The sequence below is a fragment of the Bacillus zhangzhouensis genome, from assembly GCF_000715205.1.
Lineage (GTDB): Bacteria > Bacillota > Bacilli > Bacillales > Bacillaceae > Bacillus > Bacillus zhangzhouensis.
This window is the reverse complement of sequence record NZ_JOTP01000008.1, coordinates 55,177-75,116: the sequence shown is the minus strand read 5'-3', so window position 1 is coordinate 75,116 and position 19,940 is coordinate 55,177. Positions and strand designations below refer to the sequence as shown.

Below are 19,940 nucleotides of genomic sequence, written 5' to 3'. Positions count from 1 at the left end.
GAAATGGCAAACAAGCGTAAAAAAGTATCTGTCATCGGTGCAGGCTTTACTGGAGCAACTACAGCATTTCTAACGGCTCAAAAAGAATTAGCGGATGTCGTATTAGTCGATATTCCTCAGCTTGAGAACCCAACAAAAGGGAAAGCACTTGATATGCTGGAAGCTAGCCCTGTTCAAGGCTTCGATGCGAACATTACAGGAACTTCTAACTACGAAGATACAGCCGGTTCAGATGTCGTGGTCATTACGGCAGGAATTGCAAGAAAGCCGGGAATGAGCCGTGACGACCTCGTGTCAACAAATGAAAAAATCATGCGCAGTGTGACACGCGAAATTGTTAAATATTCTCCAGAAGCGATCATTGTTGTCTTAACAAACCCTGTTGATGCAATGACATATGCAGTTTATAAAGAATCAGGATTACCAAAAGAAAAAGTCATTGGACAATCGGGCATTCTTGATACAGCACGTTTCCGTACGTTCGTTGCTCAAGAATTAAATCTATCTGTCAAAGATGTGACGGGCTTTGTACTTGGTGGACATGGCGATGACATGGTTCCGCTTGTTCGCTACTCTTATGCAGGTGGTATTCCGCTTGAAACATTGATTCCAAAAGATCGAATTGATGCGATTGTTGAAAGAACAAGAAAAGGCGGCGGCGAAATCGTCAACCTATTAGGTAACGGTAGTGCGTATTATGCTCCTGCTGCTTCACTAGTTGAAATGGTTGAGGCGATCTTAAAAGATCAGCGCCGCGTCATGCCAACGATTGCATACCTTGAAGGTGAATATGGCTACGAAGGCATTTACCTTGGTGTTCCAACAATCGTAGGTGGAAACGGCCTTGAGCAGATCATTGAGCTTGAGCTGACAGAAGAAGAAAGAAGTCAGCTTGACCGTTCTGTTGAATCTGTTAAGAACGTCATGAAAGTATTGTCTTAATATGAATCAAAAAGAAGGCTTCTCTTAATAGGGGGGCTTCTTTTTGTTTACAAAACAAAACTTGTCGAAATTTTAAATTGTCCTCTTGTTAAGCTTTCGTTAAAATGAAAGAGAAAGCATGACTTCTCGCTTTTCACATAAGATACAAAAAACCGGATGCTGGGGAAATCACTAATTGGAGGCACAACATGAATAAAAAAATATTAGTTGTGGATGATGAAGAATCGATTGTAACACTTCTAAGCTATAACCTTGAAAGGGCGGGCTATGATGTCGTCACAGCAAGAGATGGGGAAGAAGCGCTTGAGAAAGCAGCAAGTGAACAGCCTGATCTCATTGTATTAGATTTAATGCTTCCGAAGATGGACGGCATTGAAGTGTGCAAACAACTGAGAATTCAAAAAATGATGTTCCCTATTTTAATGCTGACAGCAAAGGACGATGAATTTGATAAGGTGCTCGGCCTTGAACTTGGAGCCGATGATTACATGACAAAGCCATTTAGTCCTAGAGAAGTTGGTGCTCGAGTAAAAGCCATTTTAAGACGAGCGCAGCAATCTCAGCCTGTCCCTTCACAAGAGGAGAAGGAAGAGATCATTGCGGACCAAATCAAAATTGGTGAACTCCGCATTTTACCTGAACATTACGAAGTCTATTTCCAAGAAGAACGTCTAGAGCTCACGCCAAAGGAATTTGAACTGCTGCTTTATTTGGCCAAGCATAAAGGCCGTGTTCTCACGCGTGATCTATTGTTAAGTGCCGTTTGGAATTATGACTTTGCAGGAGATACACGTATTGTGGATGTTCATATCAGCCACTTGCGAGACAAAATTGAAAAAAATACGAAAAAACCAACATATATTAAAACCATTCGCGGCTTAGGCTACAAATTGGAGGAGCCAAAGCCAAATGAGTAAAATTAGGACCCGCCTGTTTTCGGGGCTCATCTTTCTCCTTTTTATTGTGTTTGTTGCACTTGGCCTTTTCCTGGATCACATGTTTCATGTTTTCTATGAAACAAAATTAACGGAACGAATGGAAAAGGAATCAAGCTTTCTCCTTTCTTCAATGAATGGTGAGGATCTGAAGGCGAAGCAAAACAAGGAGATTCTCAAACAGGCAAAGCAGCATCTTGATATGAATGCGTCGATTGTGGACCTGAAGGGGAATATCATACATACAACGGGTCAAGCAGAACAAAGAGCCATCATCCAAAACACGCTGAAAAATGAACGCCTCCAAACAAAAGGAGCGGTCATTGATGATGAGAAGGATGCGCTATTTCATTATGCAGTCCCTATCATGAAACAAAACGAACCAGCGGGATATTTATTTCTCCATGCTTCATACCAGCCTTTAAATGAAATTGACGGCCAGCTGTGGCTTGCATTAGCCTTTTGTCTTGGCTCGGCTATCATTATCATCGTCTTCTTTGGCTACCGCATGTCGATGAAGTATGTGAAGCCGATTGATTATGCGACAAAGGTAGCCAAACAGCTTGAACGCGGGAACTATGATACCCATAACTATGAAGAGTTGATCATAGAAACAAGTGAGCTCAATACATCGATGAAGCGCCTGGCAGAAAGCCTTCAAGAAATGACAAGCGCTGGTGAAATGCAGCGAGATCGCCTGCAAACGGTCATTGAAAACATCGGAGCGGGCATTATTTTGATTGATAAAATGGGTTATATCAACCTGGTCAATCGAACTTTCCGCAAGCAATTTAAGGTGCAAAAACATATTTACATGCACAAGCTGTACCATGAAGCCTTCACACATGAAGAGATTATTGAGCTAATTGACGAAATTTTTATGACAGAAACCAAGGTGCGGAAGTTTTTACGTCTAGCCGTTGAGATCGAACGACGTTACTTCCAAGTCGATGGCGTCCCAATCTTAAGTACAGACGATGAATGGAAAGGGATTGTCCTTGTGTTCCATGATGTGACAGAAACAAAGCAGCTAGAACAGATGCGAAAAGATTTTGTCGCCAACGTCTCCCATGAATTAAAGACACCGATTACGTCGATTAAAGGGTTTTCCGAAACCCTTCTTGATGGAGCGATTGATGACAAAGAAGCGCTGACGGAATTCCTTTCGATCATCTTAAAAGAAAGTATCCGTTTAGAAACACTCATTCAAGACTTACTTGATCTGTCTAAAATTGAACAACAACAGTTTAAGCTGAACATACAAGAAGCCAATGCGACAGAAATCATTCAGGAGATTGAAGTGCTATTAAAACAAAAGGCCGCAGAGAAAGGCATTCAATTACTAGTGCGTGTCCCGAAAGAACCGGTCTATGTCATGGCTGACCCGCTGAGATTAAAGCAAATCTTTCTCAATCTCGTGAACAATGCGCTCACCTATACACCGGAGGGAGGAAGTGTCACAATCTCGGCAAGACCGCGGAAAGGCAGTTATGAATTTGATGTAGCAGATACAGGAATCGGCATGAAAAAAAGGGAGATTCCAAGAATATTTGAGAGATTTTATCGAATTGATAGAGATAGGAGTAGAAATTCAGGCGGTACAGGGCTTGGGCTTGCCATTGTCAAACACCTTGTCGAAGCGCATGAAGGGACGATTTCCGTCCACAGCAAACAAGGCAAAGGGACGACTTTTACGGTGAGTCTGAAATCGAAATAGAGAAAAAGGAAAGTCGCGTTAAAATTTACATGATCTTTACAATGAATTCATGTTTTGTTAATCAATCATTGGTAGGATGAATAGGAACCCCTTCATCCAAGGAGCCAATTTTGGAAGGACGAAAACACTTGTTGTTTTCGTCCCTTTTTTTATGCAGGCTCGTCTATTTTCTTTTCAAAATAAACTTTGATAAAATGAACATACAATGTGTGAAAGAGACGGCTGAGATGGCTCAGTCGATGGAGGATTAAAAACATGACAGACAAAAAGAAATTAGTACTAGTGGATGGAAACAGTCTCGCTTATCGAGCCTTTTTTGCTTTGCCGCTATTATCCAATGATAAAGGCGTACATACAAATGCCATTTATGGCTTTGCGATGATCCTAATGAAGATGCTGGAGGACGAGAAGCCAACCCATATGCTCGTCGCTTTTGATGCGGGGAAAACAACGTTCCGCCACGAGACATTTAAAGAATATAAAGGTGGAAGACAAAAAACGCCGCCAGAGCTATCAGAACAAATGCCGTTCATTCGTGAACTATTAGATGCCTATCACGTGAAAAGGTACGAGCTTCCTCAATATGAGGCAGATGATATTATCGGTACATTAGCTGTGGAGGCAGAAAAAGACGGCTTTGAAGTCAAAATCTTCTCAGGAGATAAAGATTTAACGCAGCTTTCAACTGATCATACGACGGTGGCTATTACGAAAAAAGGCATCACAGAAGTAGAATACTACACTCCGGCTCATATTGAAGAAAAATATGGCCTGCGCCCAGATCAAATCATCGATATGAAAGGGCTAATGGGAGATTCCTCAGATAATATCCCAGGGGTGCCTGGTGTGGGTGAAAAAACAGCGATTAAATTGTTAAAGCAGTTTGAAACGGTTGAAAACTTGCTTGAACATATTGACGAGGTCAGTGGCAAAAAGCTAAAAGAAAAGCTTGAAGAATATAAAGAACAAGCGGTGATGAGTAAAAAGCTGGCGACAATTCATATAGAAGCACCACTTGATGTGTCGAGCAAAGATCTCGCTTATAAAGGACCTCATATGGATCAAGTGATTTCCCTTTATAAAGAGCTAGGCTTTCAAACGCTGCTAGAGCGTCTAGGAGAAGCACCAGAAACAGAACAGGTCGAAGTAGAAGCGTTAGAAGTGAAAAAGATGACAGATGTAACAGATGATATGCTGACAGATCATGCTGCGCTTGTGGTAGAACAGCTAGGAGATAATTATCACGAAGCGGAATTGATCGGTTTTGCAATCCATAATGAAAACGGTGCGTTTTTTATCACAAAAGAAAATGCACTTGCATCAGAAGCGTTTAAACAATGGGCACAGGATGAAACGAAGAAAAAATGGGTCTTTGATTCAAAAAGAGCAGTTGTCGCCCTCAGATGGCATGATGTTGATCTAAAAGGTGTCGATTACGATGTCTTGCTCGCTTCATATGTCGTCAACCCGCAGAAATCATACGAGGACGTAGCTAGTGTAGCAAAGGAGTATGGTCTGAATATTGCCCTTTCTGATGAAAAAGTGTACGGAAAAGGAGCAAAGCAGGCAATTCCACCTGAAGATGAGCTAAAAGATCATCTTGGACGGAAAGCAGCGGCGATCTCTGCCTTGCATGATCTAACACTTGAAGCGTTAGAAAAAAATGATCAGCATGAACTGTATGAAGATTTAGAGCTGCCGCTTGCGCTCATCTTGGGTGAAATGGAATCTCTTGGGGTAAAGGTGGATATTGAGCGCCTAGAGAAGATGCGTGAAGAATTGACGGAAAAGCTCAATGAATATGAAGAAACCATTCACCGCTTAGCGGGAGAAACGTTTAACATCAATTCTCCTAAACAGCTTGGTGTGATTTTATTTGAAAAATTAGGTCTGCCAATTATGAAGAAGACCAAAACAGGCTACTCCACGTCTGCGGATGTTCTTGAAAAACTTGAAGACAAGCACGAAATTATTCGGTCGATTCTGCATTACCGCCAAATTGGAAAGCTGCAATCTACCTATGTCGAAGGCTTAATGAAAGTAACGCGCAAGGATACCCATAAAGTTCATACAAGATTTAATCAGGCGCTCACGCAAACAGGAAGGCTAAGCTCAACGGATCCAAACCTTCAAAATATCCCGATTCGTTTAGAGGAAGGCCGGAAGATTCGTCAAGCGTTCGTTCCATCAAAAGAAGGGTGGCTCATGTTTGCAGCTGACTATTCTCAAATCGAGCTGCGTGTGCTTGCTCATATTTCTCAAGATGAGAACTTGATCGAAGCCTTTACGCAAGATATGGATATTCATACAAAAACAGCAATGGATGTGTTCCATGTATCAAAAGAAGAAGTAACTTCCTCTATGAGAAGACAGGCCAAGGCTGTGAACTTCGGAATCGTTTACGGAATTAGTGACTATGGACTTTCTCAAAACCTTGGGATTACAAGAAAAGAAGCAGCGGCATTTATTGAACGCTATTTAACAAGCTTTAAAGGCGTGAAAACATATATGGAAGAGATCGTGCAGGAAGCAAAACAAAAAGGCTACGTCACGACACTTCTTAAACGCAGACGATATATCCCGGATATCACAAGCCGTAATTTTAATATCAAAAGCTTTGCAGAAAGAACGGCGATGAACACACCGATTCAAGGCAGTGCCGCAGATATTATTAAAAAAGCAATGATTGATATGGCGCGAAAGCTAAAAGAAGAGAACTTGCAGGCAAATCTTTTATTGCAGGTACACGATGAACTGATCTTCGAAGCGCCGAAAGAAGAAATCGCCATACTAGAAAAAATTGTCCCTGAAGTCATGGAAAACGCACTTCAGCTTGATGTGCCGCTAAAAGTTGATTTTGCTTCAGGCCCATCTTGGTACGATGCAAAATAAATAGAGAGAGAAAAGGAGCGAGGAGCATGCCGGAATTACCAGAAGTCGAAACCGTCCGGCGCACTCTTAAGCGGTTAGTCAAAGGAAAAACGATTGAAACGGTCGATATCAAATGGCCAAACATCATCAAACGTCCTGGGGAACCGGAAGAGTTCGCAAGAAGGATGGTAGGAGAAACCATACAAACCATTGAAAGAAGAGGGAAGTTCTTACTCTTTCATTTAGACCACTACGTGATGGTCTCCCATTTAAGGATGGAAGGAAAATACCGCGTACATGAAGCAGATGAGCCTTATGATAAACACGTACACGTCGTCTTTACGTTTACAGATGGTACCGAGCTTCGGTACCATGATGTGCGTAAATTTGGCACAATGCATCTATTTCAGCCAGGTGAAGAGGAAAAAGAACTCCCGCTCTCACAGCTTGGATATGAACCTTTTTCTGAACAGTTCACTCCGGAGTATTTATGGGAGCAATTGAAAAAAACATCCCGCGTGGTCAAAACAGCGTTACTCGATCAAAAGATTGTCGTGGGACTTGGTAATATTTATGTGGATGAAGTCCTTTTTAAATCAGGGGTTCATCCAGAAACAAAAGCAAATCAGCTAAGCCTGGAATCTTCCAAAGTGCTTCACAAACATATTATTGACACTCTTCAAGTGGCGGTAGATGCGGGAGGAAGCACGATTCGTTCATATATTAATTCACAAGGAGATATTGGAACATTTCAATTGCAGCTTCTTGTATATGACCGGCGGGGAGAGCCTTGCCAAACATGCGGAAGTATCATTGAGAAAACGGTTGTTGGAGGGCGAGGTACTCATTTTTGTGTGACCTGCCAAAAACGTCCTCAATAAAGGTCAGCCATCAGCATGCTTCCTTTTTGCTATGCATACGATAAAAAACATTCATTTTTCAGCAAGGTGTAGACTGACACACAGCCCACCTGCTCTTCATATAGTGAAGAAGAGTCTTAGGACGGCCGCCCAGAGACTCTTGATCATCGTTGCATGAACAGAAAGGAAGAGTTCAGGTATGATTTCGTTTTCGCTTCTGTTTTTAGCTATTGCAGTCAGTATCGACAGCTTTTCTGTGGGCTTTACGTATGGTCTTCGCAAAATGAGGATTCCATTTAAAGCCATTGTCATAATTGCATGCTGTTCAGGGATTGTGCTGCTCATTTCCATGCTAATTGGCAGCCTGCTTACGACATTCCTCCCTGTCTCAGTGACAGATAAACTTGGTGGAGGTATTTTGATTGCCATTGGACTTTGGGTTTTGTATCAATTTTACAAACCAACGAAAGAGCGTGACTTGCTCCTTCATGAAAAAACGTTGCTTAATGTAGAAGTGCAATCTCTTGGGCTTGTCATCCAAATTTTGCGAAAGCCTACAAGTGCAGATATTGACCGATCTGGGACGATCAATGGAATGGAAGCAGTGCTTCTTGGGATTGCTTTATCCATCGATGCATTTGGTGCAGGGATTGGTGCAGCGATTCTAGGGTTTTCTCCAATTGTGATGAGTATCACGGTAGCAGTGATGAGTTCACTCTTTGTGTGTATCGGGCTGCGCTCCGGACATTACTTGGCAAATTGGCGCTGGATTGATAAGCTCGCATGCTTACCAGGGCTTTTGCTCATTTTAATTGGGGTTTGGAAGCTGTAAAGGAGGAAATCAATTGACGCTCGTCATTGGATTAACAGGCGGGATTGCTAGTGGAAAAAGCACAGTCTCGCAGATGATAAAAGAGCAGGGCATCCGGGTGGTGGATGCAGATGTCATCGCAAAAGAAGCCGTTGCTAAAGGAACACCAGCTCTTCGTCAAATCGTTCAAACTTTCGGTGAGGATGTCCTCCTGCCAAATGGAGAATTGAACCGGCAGCAGCTGGGAGCGCTCATTTTTTCTGAAGAAGAGAAAAGAAAGCAGCTCAATGCCATCGTTCATCCTGAGGTTAGAAAGGAAATGCTCAAGCAGCGAGATGAAGGGATCAATCACCAAGAAACATTCGTTGTGCTTGATATCCCGCTTTTATTCGAGAGTCAGCTGGAGAGTCTCGTCGACCGTATCATTGTCGTATATACAACGCCTGAATTGCAGCTATCGCGGCTCATGAGTCGAAACGACCTCAGCGAGGAAGAAGCGCTGAATCGTATTCATTCTCAGCAGCCTCTTGAGGAGAAATGTCAAAAAGCAGACCGCGTGATAGAAAACACAAAAGATCTCGCTTTTATGAGAAAACAATTGCAGAACATATTAAACGAATGGGAACATACAGATAAGTAAGAGTACATACACGTACTCTTCTTTTTTTATGCTTTTTTCTTATTTCCTTTGAAAAGAACAGCCCTTTTTAGAAAATATACGTTTATATACTGGCAATTACATTCTAATGTGATATACTAATTTCATAAATAAATTTATTGAGTATAACACATAATAGAGGAGTGACCTGTTCATGAAGGTAAAAGCAGCGATCAATGGGTTTGGCAGAATTGGACGCATGGTCTTCAGAAAAGCAATGCTTGACGATCAAATTCAAATTGTAGCGGTTAACGCAAGCTATCCTGCCGAAACGCTAGCACATTTAATTAAATATGATACAAATCATGGACGTTACGAATGCGATGTGACAGCAGAAGATGACGCTTTGATTGTGAATGGAAAAACAGTACTTTTGCTCAATAACAGAGACCCAAAGCAGCTTCCATGGGGAGAGCTTGGGATTGATATCGTCATAGAAGCAACGGGTAAATTTAATTCAAAAGATCAAGCGATGAGCCATATAGATGCCGGAGCGAAAAAAGTCGTTTTAACAGCTCCAGGTAAAAATGAAGACATTACGATTGTGATGGGTGTCAATGAGGATGATCTTGATCCTGAAAAGCACGTCATTATTTCAAACGCTTCTTGTACAACAAACTGCTTAGCTCCAGTTGTCAAGCTGTTAGATGATGAATTTGGCATCGACAATGGCTTAATGACAACGGTTCATGCTTATACAAATGATCAAAAAAATATCGACAACCCGCATAAGGATCTGCGCCGGGCAAGAGCGTGTGCCCAGTCCATCATTCCAACTACGACGGGTGCCGCTAAAGCGCTTTCTTTAGTGCTGCCTCATATGAAAGGGAAATTGCATGGGCTTGCGCTTCGCGTACCAGTCTCAAATGTGTCGATGGTTGATCTTGTGGTCGACTTGAAAAAAGATGTGACAGTAGAAGAGGTAAATGCTGCCTTCTCAAATGCATCAAAAACATCTCTTGCCGGCATTTTAGATTACACGGATGAACCGCTTGTCTCCACTGACTTTAACACAAATCCATATTCAGCTGTCGTTGATGGACTCACAACGATGGTGATGGAAGATAGAAAAGTAAAAGTCCTTGCATGGTATGACAATGAATGGGGCTATTCATGCAGAGTGGTGGATCTTGTGAAGTTTGTTGGCTCAAAGATGAAAGAGCTTTCTGCTGTTTGAAATGAAGAAGACGAACGTCCCTTTTCAAGAAATGAGAGAAAATCCCACTAAAAACACAGCTTGCAAAATGGGTCTAAACAAAGTATACTATTTTTCGTGAACTTCTTGTTCGCAGACTCATTCGGGTATACTTAAAGGGTTAGGACCTCTTAGGACTAACTTTCCCCCGTGGTATATGTCCGGTCCGGCTGCTTAGAACTTCACTCTTTCATTCTTGTTTAAAGGGGGGTCCATGATGGAAACAATCGGACGTCACGTTATCTCCGAGCTATGGGGATGCGACTGTGATAAACTGAACGACATGGATTTTATTGAAAAAACGTTTGTAAATGCAGCTTTGAAATCAGGAGCTGAGGTAAGAGAGGTTGCTTTTCACAAATTTGCACCTCAAGGAGTAAGTGGAGTTGTCATTATTTCTGAATCTCATCTGACAATTCACAGCTTTCCTGAACATGGTTATGCGAGCATAGATGTCTATACTTGCGGCGACCTAGATCCGAATATCGCAGCAGATCATATCGGAGATGAACTAGGTGCTGAAACAAGAGAGAACATCGAAATTCCTCGAGGCATGGGACCTGTACAAGTGAAACAGGCACAAGCCAAAGCACTGTAAACATAAAAAAGATTGCAATGGGAGCTGGCCAAAAGCATTGAATGCCTTTGTGTTATGCTCCTTTTTATATTTGTTTCATATACAACATCGAACATTCCCTAACTTGTCTTTACTTTTGTTCTAGGAAAACAAAGGTTTTTTTTATAAAATAAAGAAGAGGCTTAAAGGCAAAGGGGATATGTGTATGACTTTAGGACAAAAGTTCAAACGGTTGATTTCAAACTATACGGAAACATCTGACCATCATCCGGTGTCAGAGCTGAAAAGCCGTTACTACAAATCGACAAATGTACAAGTTTTTCAAGCGGTGGAAGCCCTTCTTTCAAACGATTTCTATCAAGTGACATCTGTTTCAGCAGAACGAGGTGAAATCAGCGCAAACATACGAATGCCGAAAAAAGCCTTTCTCGTGGCGACTGTCATTTCAATTCGTCCTTTTGAAACAGCTGTCGATTTTAACGTGACAACAGAAACGGCCCTGCCAACAGATTTTGGCTACAGTCAAAAGACCGTTTTGTCCCTTTATGAAGAACTAGACAAACAACTTCCAAGAATAGATCGGAGCTGATGAAATGAAATGTCCCACATGTCAGCACCTTGGCACAAGGGTGCTTGATTCAAGACCAGTAGATGAAGGGAAAGCCATCCGTCGTAGAAGAGAGTGCGAAAGCTGCCAATATCGCTTTACGACGTTTGAAAAATTAGAAGAATTACCGCTTATTGTAGTGAAAAAAGAAGGTATACGAGAAGAATTCAGCCGGGAAAAGATGCTGAGGGGACTCATCAAAGCGTGTGAAAAGCGTCCTGTCGCTTTAAAACAGCTGGAAGATGTCTGCTTTAACATCGAAAAAGAATTGCGTAATCAAGGCATGTCAGAAGTGAAAAGTGAGCTTGTCGGTGAAATGGTGATGGACGAGCTGGCGAAAATTGATGAAGTGTCTTACGTCAGGTTTGCTTCGGTTTACCGGCAGTTTAAAGACATCAATGTATTTATTGACGAATTAAAAGATTTATTAAAGAAAGAACGTTAAAAAAGAGCTGAAGATTCTTCATGCTCTTTTTCCTGCGTAAAGCGTAAAACGCAAAAAGAGTGTACAATGGAAACAATCGTATTCAGGGGAGGATCAGCATATGACAGAGCATTGGAAGGAAGTGCTAGCCGTCGATCCGTATGTCGTCAAAAGCGCTTCATTGCTCGGTGACATCGATAGACAGCTCATCACTCTTTTATATCAGCCGCTAATTGGCATGTCCGCTTTCAGCTTATACATGACGTTGTGGGGAGAGCTAGAACAAAATCGTATGTGGGGAAAGCCCGCACCTCATCGGCAGCTCATGGTCATGCTGCAAACGAATTTAAATGATATTTTTGAGGAACGTTTAAAACTTGAAGCGATCGGCTTACTCCGCACATATGAACAGGAAACGGAAGAGGGTAGACTGTTTACATATGAGCTCGTGCCGCCGCTAAGGCCTGATGAGTTTTTCCAAGACGGTATGCTGAATGTTCTTTTGTACCATCGTGTAGAAAAAGCAAAATATATGCAGCTTCGTGATTATTTCTCTTATCCAGGTGTCCCTGCAGAAGCGAAGAACATTTCACGTTCGTTTGAAGAAGTCTTTCACGTATTGCAACCAGGCGAACGCAAGATGACAGAAGAAATCAATCAGGCGTCATCGCTTGACCAGGGCTATGAATATGTGACGGTTGGATCTAGTCAGCCGGCGCCGCTCTCAGACGAATCTTTTGATTTTGATCTGTTGTTAGCGGGCATGTCTGACATGATGATTCCAAGAAAGGCTTTGACAAAGCAGGTGAAAGAGACGATTAAGAAGTTAGCTGTTGTATACGGCATCACCCCGCTGCAAATGCAAAATATTGTAGCTGGCGCCTGTGGCTCGGATCAAATGATCTCGACAGAAGAGCTAAGAAAAGCAGCAAGAGACTGGTATCAAATTGAATACAGAGGCGAACAGCCGAAACTGATTGATCAAAAACAGCCAAGACATTTACGTCACGATGCCTCAAAGCCGCCGACGGCAGATACACCTGATGCCAAATTGATTGAAAAGCTAGACCATATTTCGCCCAGGGAGCTTCTAAAAGATATGGCAGATGGCATTGAGCCAACGTATGCCGACTTAAGAATTGTCGAAGATATCATGCTCGAGCAGCAGCTAGAGCCAGGTGTCATGAATGTTCTGATCTACTATACATTGCTGAAAACAGATATGAAGCTGTCCAAAACGTATATGCAAAAAATCGCCGCCCATTGGGTGAGAAAGAAAATCAAAACCGTTGCGGCTGCGATGAAAATGGCCAAAGAAGAGAACAGGCAAATGACAGAATGGGCGCAGCAGAAAAAGCAGCGAAGCACATATGGATCAGGAAAAGTCGTCCGCGAGGAAAAACTGCCTGACTGGATGAAAGAAACTGAAACGAAAGATCAGCCGGCAAAAGAACAAGCGGACAATCTGTCTACAGAGGATCTTGAACGAGAAAAAGAAAAACTGTTAGATCAGTTTAAAAATATGAAAAAGTACAATGCACATTAATGTGAGGTGAGATGAAGATGAAACCGATTGGTCGTTCATTTGAACAGCTAAAGGGACGAGTAGATTTTCGCGTGAGATACAATCAGATCAAAGAAAGTGTGTTAGCTGATGAAGATGTAAAAGCCTTTTTAAAGGAGCATCAAGAAGAGATACAAGAAGACATGATTAATCGCAGCTTGAATCGGCTCTTTGAATATGTTCAGCAATCGAAGGGTTGCTCTTACTGCTTAGAGGAAGAGAACGTAAATGCCATTTTAGATGGGTATCATCCGAAGCTTGTGATCAAAGGTCAGAGTATTGATATTGAATATTCCCCTTGTCCAGTCAAGTTGCGCCTCGATAGACAGAAAAAACAGCAAGAGCTCATGAAAAGCATGTACATTCCGCAGAATGTTCTTCAAGCGACGTTCGCTGATCTGACCGTCACGGGAAGACAAGAAGTCATCCAAAAAGTAGGCCAATTCCTGCAAAGCTATGATGAGACTGGTAAAGGAAAAGGCTTGTATTTACACGGAAAGTTTGGGGTAGGCAAAACGTTTATTCTAGCAGCGATTGCGCAGCAGCTAGCGGAAAAAGAATACCCATCTCTCCTTGTATACGTGCCTGAATTTGTGAGAGAGCTAAAAAATTCGTTAGCCGATCATACACTGGAAGAGAAACTGAATATGGTCAAATCAACGCCTATCTTAATGCTTGATGATATTGGGGCAGAGTCGATGACAAGTTGGGTACGAGATGAACTGCTAGGAACGATCTTACAGTATCGTATGGCTGAACAGCTACCGACTTTCTTCTCTTCTAATTTCTCACCGAGTGAACTAAAGCATCACTTTACGTACTCGCAGCGCGGAGAAAAAGAAGAGGTCAAAGCAGCTCGTTTAATGGAACGGATTATCTATTTAGCAGAGCCAGTCATGCTTGAAGGAGAAAATCGCCGTCATTTATAAAAGCGTACGTCACATGAAGGAGGAGCGGATGAGATGAACAAAAGAAAATGGCTGCTTTTTCTCGTGATTGGCATTCTCGTTGCTACGCTATGGTGGCTGAATAAACATCATCTTCAGCTGGCGCCGAAAGATGTGAAGAATTGGATACTTCAATTTGGGATGCTGGCTCCCTTTGTTTTTCTTTTCTTATCACTTTTTCGTCCGTTTGTCCTTGTCCCGCTTACTGTATTCTCGCTAGCAGCAGGTTTGGCATTCGGCAGTGTCCTTGGGACCATTTATGCCCTCGTCGGTGCTACAGCTGGCGCAACAGGCTCTTTTTGGCTTACTTCAACCTTCCGTTCAAAGAAGAATGAAACGAATGCAAGCAGCCGGAAGCTGAAAGCGGTGACGTCCCGGATTCAGGAGCATGGGTTTCTTTATATTTTGTTATTGCGTATTGCGCCTATTCATTTTGATTTTGTCAGCTATGCGGCAGCAGCCTCACATGCTCAATATCGTGCATTTGCGGCGGCGACCTTTATAGGCTTAATACCGGGTACGGTTGCGTTAAATGTCCTCGGGTCAAGCTTTGTTAGCGGCAATTATGCCGCCTTAGCAATTGTTTGTTTGATATATTTGATCTTTATCTCAGTTCCACTGATTTTAAAAAGAAAGATGCCTGATTTATTTTAGGCGTCTATTTTTTATGTTCTCCCCATATATATGTAACAGATGTCGTTAGGGGGGACAAACATGCTTGAAATAATCTTTGAAGATGAATATGATACCGCCGCTTTTTTACATCTTGCTGAACACTTGGACAGTCGGCATCACATGTCAATTCAACAAGGGAAAGACCGACTTCTCATAGAGGCGAAGGAATCAGATGAATCACTTGAGCACTTCGTGCGGCCATTACTGGTTCACTTTTTTTTGGAATGCAAAGAAAATGAGCGCATGCGCAGCATCCTTGAAAACACATACTTATTTAAAGATCCTGAAGAGCAGCACCAAATTCTTTCAATCGCCCATAGCATCATGAAAGGGGATATAGATGATATTCCCGGGATTCATCAAGATCCACCAAGAGAAGCCCTGTTAAAAAAGGAGCTTGAGACGATCTCTTTACAGCAAGGTATTTTTTCAATTGGTTCATTTATGACATTTAGGCTATCAGAGTATGATCGAAGGCTGAAGAATTATGTTGAAGTGTCCATTGAAGAATACAAAATGGAACAAGAATATCAAAACTTTATTCAATCACTTCGAGACTATGTGATGGCAAGAAAGCCCAAGCTTGAAAAAGTACATGTTGTGCATCAGGATCGCCTGGTGATTTGGGAATTTCGCTACGCTTCTGAGCGTGATCAAAAACAATACATAGACAGACAGTTTGTAAGAGAGCATCCAATGTATATTGATTCGCAGCTGATTGCACCGCTTGTTTCCATTGCTCCGCAAAAGATTGACCTGTTTACAAATGACACAGGTCACTCGATGGTGCAAACCATTCAAAATATTTTTCAAGAAAGGGTCGAGGTGTTCCCACCTCATTCGTTTAATGAACAAAATGTTCAATTTGTTCATGATCATTTGGAAAAGAAAAGTGAAAAGCTTTCTTGATTTTCACGAAAAAACGTTTTATAATACGGTGTAACTTCATACAGAGACCGTATTGATAAGGACATGAACAAATGAACACCCGCTTAAAGAGAGGGAAGCCGCGGCTGAAAGCTTCCTAGCAGAGGACCATTTGCTTTACCACCTTTGAACATCAGCTGTGAACTTGTTTAGTAATAGCTGACGGGAATTCCCGTTATCGAACCACAAGCCGTATTTGCTTATGAAAAAGCAAGCTGCAAATACGGGAAAAAGGGTGGAACCACGATTCCGTTTATTCAACCTCGTCCCTTTCCAGGGGGCGGGGTTTTTATATTGCCAAAAAAAGGAGTGACCAGAGATGTCAGAACAAATTCAACTTACATTTCCAGATGGAGCAGTCAAGGAGTTTGACAAAACAGCAACAACAGAAGACATCGCGGCATCAATTAGCCCGGGCCTAAAGAAAAAAGCACTTGCCGGTAAATTGAACGGCAAAGAAATAGATCTGCGTACGCCGCTATTAGAAAGTGGAACAATCGAGATCATCACAGATAAAAGTGATGAAGCACTCGATATTATGCGCCACAGCACAGCGCATTTACTAGCGCAGGCGATTAAACGTATTTATGGAAAAGAGCATCACGTCCAGTTTGGCGTAGGTCCTGTGATCGAAAATGGGTTCTACTACGATGTTGACATCGATGTTGCCATTACACCTGAAGACTTATCAAAGATTGAAAAAGAAATGAAAAAAATCATTAACAGTAATCTGCCGATTGAGCGCATTGAAGTATCAAGAGAAGAAGCGAAAAAACGCTTTGAAGCGATTGGTGATGAATTGAAGCTTGAGCTATTAGAGGCGATTCCAGAAGGCGAAGCTGTCACGATTTATGAGCAGGGTGAATTCTTTGACCTGTGCCGCGGGATTCACTTGCCGTCTACAGGGAAAATCAAAGAGTTCAAGCTGTTAAGCCTTGCAGGTGCATACTGGAGAGGCGACAGCAACAATCAAATGCTTCAGCGTATTTATGGGACTGCTTTCTTCAATAAAGAAGATTTAAACGAACACTTACGCCTGCTTGAAGAAGCAAAAGAACGCGATCACCGTAAACTTGGAAAAGAGCTGAAACTGTTTGCCAACTCTCAAAAGGTTGGTCAAGGTCTTCCGCTTTGGCTGCCAAAAGGGGCAACGATCCGCCGCGTGATTGAGCGTTACATTGTCGATAAAGAAGTGCGTCTTGGTTATGAGCATGTGTATACACCAGTTCTTGCGAATGTAGAATTGTATAAAACATCAGGCCACTGGGCGCATTATCAAGAAGATATGTTCCCAGTGATGGAAATGGACAACGAAGATCTTGTCCTTCGTCCAATGAACTGTCCGCACCATATGATGATTTACAAAAATGAACCGCATAGCTATCGTGAATTGCCAATTCGTATTGCAGAGCTTGGTACAATGCATCGCTATGAAATGTCGGGTGCCTTATCTGGCCTGCAACGTGTTCGCGGCATGACATTAAACGATGCACATATCTTTGTTCGTCCAGATCAAATCAAAGACGAGTTCATTCGTACAGTTCGCTTAATTGAAGAAGTGTACCAAGACTTCGGATTAAATGACTACACATTCCGACTATCTTACCGTGATCCAGAGGATACAGAGAAGTATTTCGACGATGATGCGATGTGGAATAAAGCACAGTCGATGCTGAAAGATGCAATGGACGAGCTTGGTCATGACTACTATGAAGCAGAAGGCGAAGCGGCATTTTATGGACCGAAGCTTGACGTACAAGTGAAGACAGCTCTTGGAAAAGAAGAGACGCTGTCCACTGTGCAGCTTGACTTCTTACTTCCAGAGCGCTTCGATCTCACATATATCGGAGAAGATGGAAAGCACCATCGTCCAGTCGTTATTCATAGAGGGGTCGTCTCTACAATGGAGCGCTTCGTTGCCTTCTTAATTGAAGAATACAAAGGAGCCCTTCCAACATGGCTGGCACCTGTACAATTCCAAATCATCCCGGTTTCACCATCTGTTCATCTAGACTATGCGAAAAAAGTGCAAGAACGCTTGCAGCTTGAAGGCTTACGTGTAGAGCTTGATAGCCGTGATGAGAAAATTGGGTACAAAATTAGAGAAGCGCAAATGCAAAAGATTCCGTACATGCTAGTCGTTGGGGATCAAGAAGCAGAAAATGGCGCTGTTAATGTAAGAAAATACGGTGAACAAGATTCAGAAACAATGGATCTTGAAGCTTTTGTGAAACATGCAGTAGCAGAAGCGAAAAAATAATTATTTTATTTAAGCAGCCAGTGATCTCACCCTTGAGATCACTGGCTTTTTCTTTAGGGAAAAAATTCTCCACTGGTGATCCCATTTCTTGAATGATACGTTTAGATAGTACGAAAGTATGGGTAAGTATGTACTATTAGTTAGAGACAAATTGGGGGAATGAAAAGCGATGATTCAAACAACAAACACTGTATCATCACAAGTATTGGAGCAATCAGCTGTTCTTCGTGCATTGGAGGACTCACTTGCAATGATTGAATTTGATGTCACAGGTGAAGTGCTGTGGGTCAACGAAATTTTTGCAAAAGCTATGAGATATTCTAAGGAAGAGATGGTCGGTCTAAAGCATAGACAGTTTTGCCCACCGCATATTGCAGAACACGCCAGCTATCAAATGTTTTGGAAGCGTTTGAAGGAGGGGCAAATCTTTCAGGAAAAAGTGCAGCGGATCACCAAGTACGGTGACAGCTTATGGCTTGAAGCGACGTATACACCTGTTCGTAATGAAGAGGGGAACGTAGTGGCTGTCGTGAAAGTGGCAACAGATATTACAGAGAGAGAAAATACAATGAAGCAGGTCGTAGAAGATTTGAAGGTGATGTCTGCAAAATTAATGGAACGAGCAGAAATTGGCATTCAGCATAGTCAAAGTGTCAATGCATCCTTTGACCATATCGCCAATGAAACAGATCAAAACATGAGCTTACTAGAGGGGTTATCAGAGCAGGTAGAGTCCATCAGCTCAATTGCTACGACCATTAACAGCATTGCCTCACAAACGCAGCTGCTCGCATTAAATGCGGCGATAGAAGCTGCACATGCGGGTTCCTATGGAAATGGTTTTAGTGTCGTAGCGACAGAAATTCGAAAGCTTGCGACAGATTCAAAACAAGCGATCGTAAAGGTGGATCAATATGTGAAGGCGATTCATGCAGAAGTAGAAAAGGTCAGCAGCGGAACGAGCCGGGCGAAGACAAGTGTGTTTTCAAACCGGGATCTTGTGAAGCAGGCAAGCGAAGAATTCATCAATGTGGGAGAAGCTGCCCGCAGCTTAGACAGGCAAGCGCAAAGCCTAGCAGCAATTGTTTAGCTGAGGATACAAAAACACCCTATCTCGAAAGGAGAAGGGTGTTTTCTCTTTGGTTCTACTTTAATATATCAAACAATTCATGTAAGTCTTTGATTTCATAATCTGGTGTCACATCTGTTTCATTTTTCTTGCCATGGCGATTAATCCAAACGGTTTGGATGCCAACGCGAGATGCCCCGAGAATATCTGTTTTAGGATTATCTCCAACCATGATGACATCGTCTTTTGTTACGTTTAATAGCTGGAGGCAGTGCTCAAAGATGCCAGGGTCAGGCTTGCCTTTCCCGTAATCTCCTGAAATCACAATCTCATGAAAATAAGGCGCAAGCTCCGGTACACCTGCAAGCTTTTCCTTTTGAAGACTAGGGTCTCCGTTTGTTAAAAGGAGTAATTCGTAGCTGCCTTTCAGGCGGTCTAAAACAGGATACGTTTCTTCATAGACATACGGGCGTTTTCTGCGTTCTGCTGCAAAAAAATCAGCCAAGTATTGTCCAAATGCCTCATCGTCAATTCCCGCTGTCTTTAAGCCGTTTGTCCAAGCGTTTTTTCGATACTCTGGTGCAAGAGCGTTCAGCTTTTGAAAGCCTTCGCTAATCGGTTCACTAAAATTTGACCACAGTCCTTCGAAAGGATTAATTCCGATCATGACAGTATAGTCATATGTTTCATAAGAAGAGTACAGCTTTCTTGCTTCTTCACGTACAATCTGTTCAAATGCTTCTGGATCAAGTCCATATTTCTTTTCTGCTTCCCGGCATGTTTCCTGAAAAGTTGTGTGAATGCTTTTTTCATCCCAAAGCAAAGTATCATCTAAATCGAAAAATACGGCTTTCATGATCTTCTCCCTTGTTATGTATGTAGTTACCTTCAATTGCATCTG

At 42.3% G+C, this 19,940-nt stretch carries 18 protein-coding genes and 1 other annotated feature; of the genes, 17 read left to right on the top strand and 1 reads right to left on the bottom strand.

Annotated features, from left to right (window positions below):
• The first annotated feature begins 3 nt into the window (after window positions 1–3).
• The 17 genes from mdh (at window position 4) to BA70_RS08850 (ending at window position 19,060) form a co-directional block, all read left to right on the top strand.
• Window positions 4–942 carry a malate dehydrogenase gene (gene mdh, locus BA70_RS08930; protein ID WP_034320949.1) on the top strand — a complete coding sequence of 313 codons (939 nt, stop codon included), beginning with the start codon at window positions 4–6 and terminating at the stop codon, window positions 940–942.
• A 188-nt stretch (window positions 943–1,130) separates the two neighbouring features.
• Window positions 1,131–1,859, top strand: coding sequence for a response regulator transcription factor (locus tag BA70_RS08925; protein ID WP_034320946.1), 729 nt, complete (start codon window positions 1,131–1,133; stop codon window positions 1,857–1,859).
• On the top strand, window positions 1,852–3,594 hold the full coding sequence (gene pnpS, locus BA70_RS08920) for a two-component system histidine kinase PnpS (protein ID WP_034320943.1): 1,743 nt from the start codon (window positions 1,852–1,854) through the stop codon (window positions 3,592–3,594). Before BA70_RS08925 ends, pnpS begins: the two co-directional genes overlap by 8 nt.
• Before the next feature lie 255 nt (window positions 3,595–3,849).
• A complete protein-coding gene (polA, locus tag BA70_RS08915; RefSeq protein ID WP_034320940.1) occupies window positions 3,850–6,486 on the top strand; it encodes a DNA polymerase I in 2,637 nt (878 codons plus the stop codon).
• Window positions 6,487–6,512: 26 nt separating this feature from the next.
• On the top strand, window positions 6,513–7,346 hold the full coding sequence (mutM, locus tag BA70_RS08910; protein ID WP_034320937.1) for a DNA-formamidopyrimidine glycosylase: 834 nt from the start codon (window positions 6,513–6,515) through the stop codon (window positions 7,344–7,346).
• Window positions 7,347–7,524: 178 nt separating this feature from the next.
• Entirely contained in the window at window positions 7,525–8,157 is a 633-nt protein-coding gene (gene ytaF / locus BA70_RS08905; RefSeq protein WP_034320935.1) for a sporulation membrane protein YtaF, read from the top strand.
• A 13-nt stretch (window positions 8,158–8,170) separates the two neighbouring features.
• Window positions 8,171–8,776: a dephospho-CoA kinase gene (coaE, locus tag BA70_RS08900; RefSeq protein ID WP_034320932.1), complete on the top strand. Its 606-nt coding sequence runs from the start codon at window positions 8,171–8,173 to the stop codon at window positions 8,774–8,776.
• Window positions 8,777–8,948: 172 nt separating this feature from the next.
• Complete coding sequence (locus BA70_RS08895) at window positions 8,949–9,971, top strand: glyceraldehyde-3-phosphate dehydrogenase (protein WP_034320930.1); 1,023 nt, start codon at window positions 8,949–8,951, stop codon at window positions 9,969–9,971.
• A gap of 235 nt (window positions 9,972–10,206) precedes the next feature.
• On the top strand, window positions 10,207–10,587 hold the full coding sequence (gene speD, locus BA70_RS08890) for an adenosylmethionine decarboxylase (protein WP_003216492.1): 381 nt from the start codon (window positions 10,207–10,209) through the stop codon (window positions 10,585–10,587).
• A gap of 184 nt (window positions 10,588–10,771) precedes the next feature.
• Complete coding sequence (locus BA70_RS08885) at window positions 10,772–11,155, top strand: hypothetical protein (protein WP_034320928.1); 384 nt, start codon at window positions 10,772–10,774, stop codon at window positions 11,153–11,155.
• A gap of 4 nt (window positions 11,156–11,159) precedes the next feature.
• The gene (gene nrdR, locus BA70_RS08880) at window positions 11,160–11,618 is read left to right on the top strand and encodes a transcriptional regulator NrdR (RefSeq protein ID WP_034320926.1); all 459 of its coding nucleotides are present in this window, start codon (window positions 11,160–11,162) and stop codon (window positions 11,616–11,618) included.
• A gap of 100 nt (window positions 11,619–11,718) precedes the next feature.
• Window positions 11,719–13,143, top strand: a complete 1,425-nt coding sequence (dnaB, locus tag BA70_RS08875; RefSeq protein ID WP_034320925.1) for a replicative helicase loading/DNA remodeling protein DnaB — start codon at window positions 11,719–11,721, stop codon at window positions 13,141–13,143.
• A 17-nt stretch (window positions 13,144–13,160) separates the two neighbouring features.
• Window positions 13,161–14,090, top strand: coding sequence for a primosomal protein DnaI (gene dnaI / locus BA70_RS08870; RefSeq protein WP_034320922.1), 930 nt, complete (start codon window positions 13,161–13,163; stop codon window positions 14,088–14,090).
• A 33-nt stretch (window positions 14,091–14,123) separates the two neighbouring features.
• Window positions 14,124–14,762, top strand: a complete 639-nt coding sequence (locus BA70_RS08865; protein ID WP_034320919.1) for a TVP38/TMEM64 family protein — start codon at window positions 14,124–14,126, stop codon at window positions 14,760–14,762.
• Window positions 14,763–14,822: 60 nt separating this feature from the next.
• The gene (gene ytxC / locus BA70_RS08860; RefSeq protein ID WP_034320916.1) at window positions 14,823–15,692 is read left to right on the top strand and encodes a putative sporulation protein YtxC; all 870 of its coding nucleotides are present in this window, start codon (window positions 14,823–14,825) and stop codon (window positions 15,690–15,692) included.
• Between the two features lie 43 nt (window positions 15,693–15,735).
• Window positions 15,736–15,984, top strand: a binding site (T-box leader).
• A gap of 45 nt (window positions 15,985–16,029) precedes the next feature.
• Window positions 16,030–17,970, top strand: coding sequence for a threonine--tRNA ligase (thrS, locus tag BA70_RS08855; RefSeq protein WP_034320913.1), 1,941 nt, complete (start codon window positions 16,030–16,032; stop codon window positions 17,968–17,970).
• 169 nt (window positions 17,971–18,139) lie between these two features.
• Window positions 18,140–19,060: a methyl-accepting chemotaxis protein gene (locus tag BA70_RS08850; protein WP_034320910.1), complete on the top strand. Its 921-nt coding sequence runs from the start codon at window positions 18,140–18,142 to the stop codon at window positions 19,058–19,060.
• Between the two features lie 55 nt (window positions 19,061–19,115).
• On the opposite strand, the gene BA70_RS08845 is transcribed toward BA70_RS08850, so the two are convergent.
• Window positions 19,116–19,895, bottom strand: coding sequence for an HAD family hydrolase (locus BA70_RS08845; protein WP_034320908.1), 780 nt, complete (start codon window positions 19,893–19,895; stop codon window positions 19,116–19,118).
• Window positions 19,896–19,940 lie beyond the last annotated feature (45 nt).

Coding starts and splice junctions, on each gene's coding strand:
- mdh (WP_034320949.1), top strand. CDS start 4: ATGGCAAACAAGCGTAAAAAAGTATCTGTCATCGGTGCAGGCTTTACT.
- BA70_RS08925 (WP_034320946.1), top strand. CDS start 1,131: ATGAATAAAAAAATATTAGTTGTGGATGATGAAGAATCGATTGTAACA.
- pnpS (WP_034320943.1), top strand. CDS start 1,852: ATGAGTAAAATTAGGACCCGCCTGTTTTCGGGGCTCATCTTTCTCCTT.
- polA (WP_034320940.1), top strand. CDS start 3,850: ATGACAGACAAAAAGAAATTAGTACTAGTGGATGGAAACAGTCTCGCT.
- mutM (WP_034320937.1), top strand. CDS start 6,513: ATGCCGGAATTACCAGAAGTCGAAACCGTCCGGCGCACTCTTAAGCGG.
- ytaF (WP_034320935.1), top strand. CDS start 7,525: ATGATTTCGTTTTCGCTTCTGTTTTTAGCTATTGCAGTCAGTATCGAC.
- BA70_RS08895 (WP_034320930.1), top strand. CDS start 8,949: ATGAAGGTAAAAGCAGCGATCAATGGGTTTGGCAGAATTGGACGCATG.
- speD (WP_003216492.1), top strand. CDS start 10,207: ATGGAAACAATCGGACGTCACGTTATCTCCGAGCTATGGGGATGCGAC.
- BA70_RS08885 (WP_034320928.1), top strand. CDS start 10,772: ATGACTTTAGGACAAAAGTTCAAACGGTTGATTTCAAACTATACGGAA.
- nrdR (WP_034320926.1), top strand. CDS start 11,160: ATGAAATGTCCCACATGTCAGCACCTTGGCACAAGGGTGCTTGATTCA.
- dnaB (WP_034320925.1), top strand. CDS start 11,719: ATGACAGAGCATTGGAAGGAAGTGCTAGCCGTCGATCCGTATGTCGTC.
- dnaI (WP_034320922.1), top strand. CDS start 13,161: ATGAAACCGATTGGTCGTTCATTTGAACAGCTAAAGGGACGAGTAGAT.
- BA70_RS08865 (WP_034320919.1), top strand. CDS start 14,124: ATGAACAAAAGAAAATGGCTGCTTTTTCTCGTGATTGGCATTCTCGTT.
- ytxC (WP_034320916.1), top strand. CDS start 14,823: ATGCTTGAAATAATCTTTGAAGATGAATATGATACCGCCGCTTTTTTA.
- thrS (WP_034320913.1), top strand. CDS start 16,030: ATGTCAGAACAAATTCAACTTACATTTCCAGATGGAGCAGTCAAGGAG.
- BA70_RS08850 (WP_034320910.1), top strand. CDS start 18,140: ATGATTCAAACAACAAACACTGTATCATCACAAGTATTGGAGCAATCA.
- BA70_RS08845 (WP_034320908.1), bottom strand. CDS start 19,895: ATGAAAGCCGTATTTTTCGATTTAGATGATACTTTGCTTTGGGATGAA.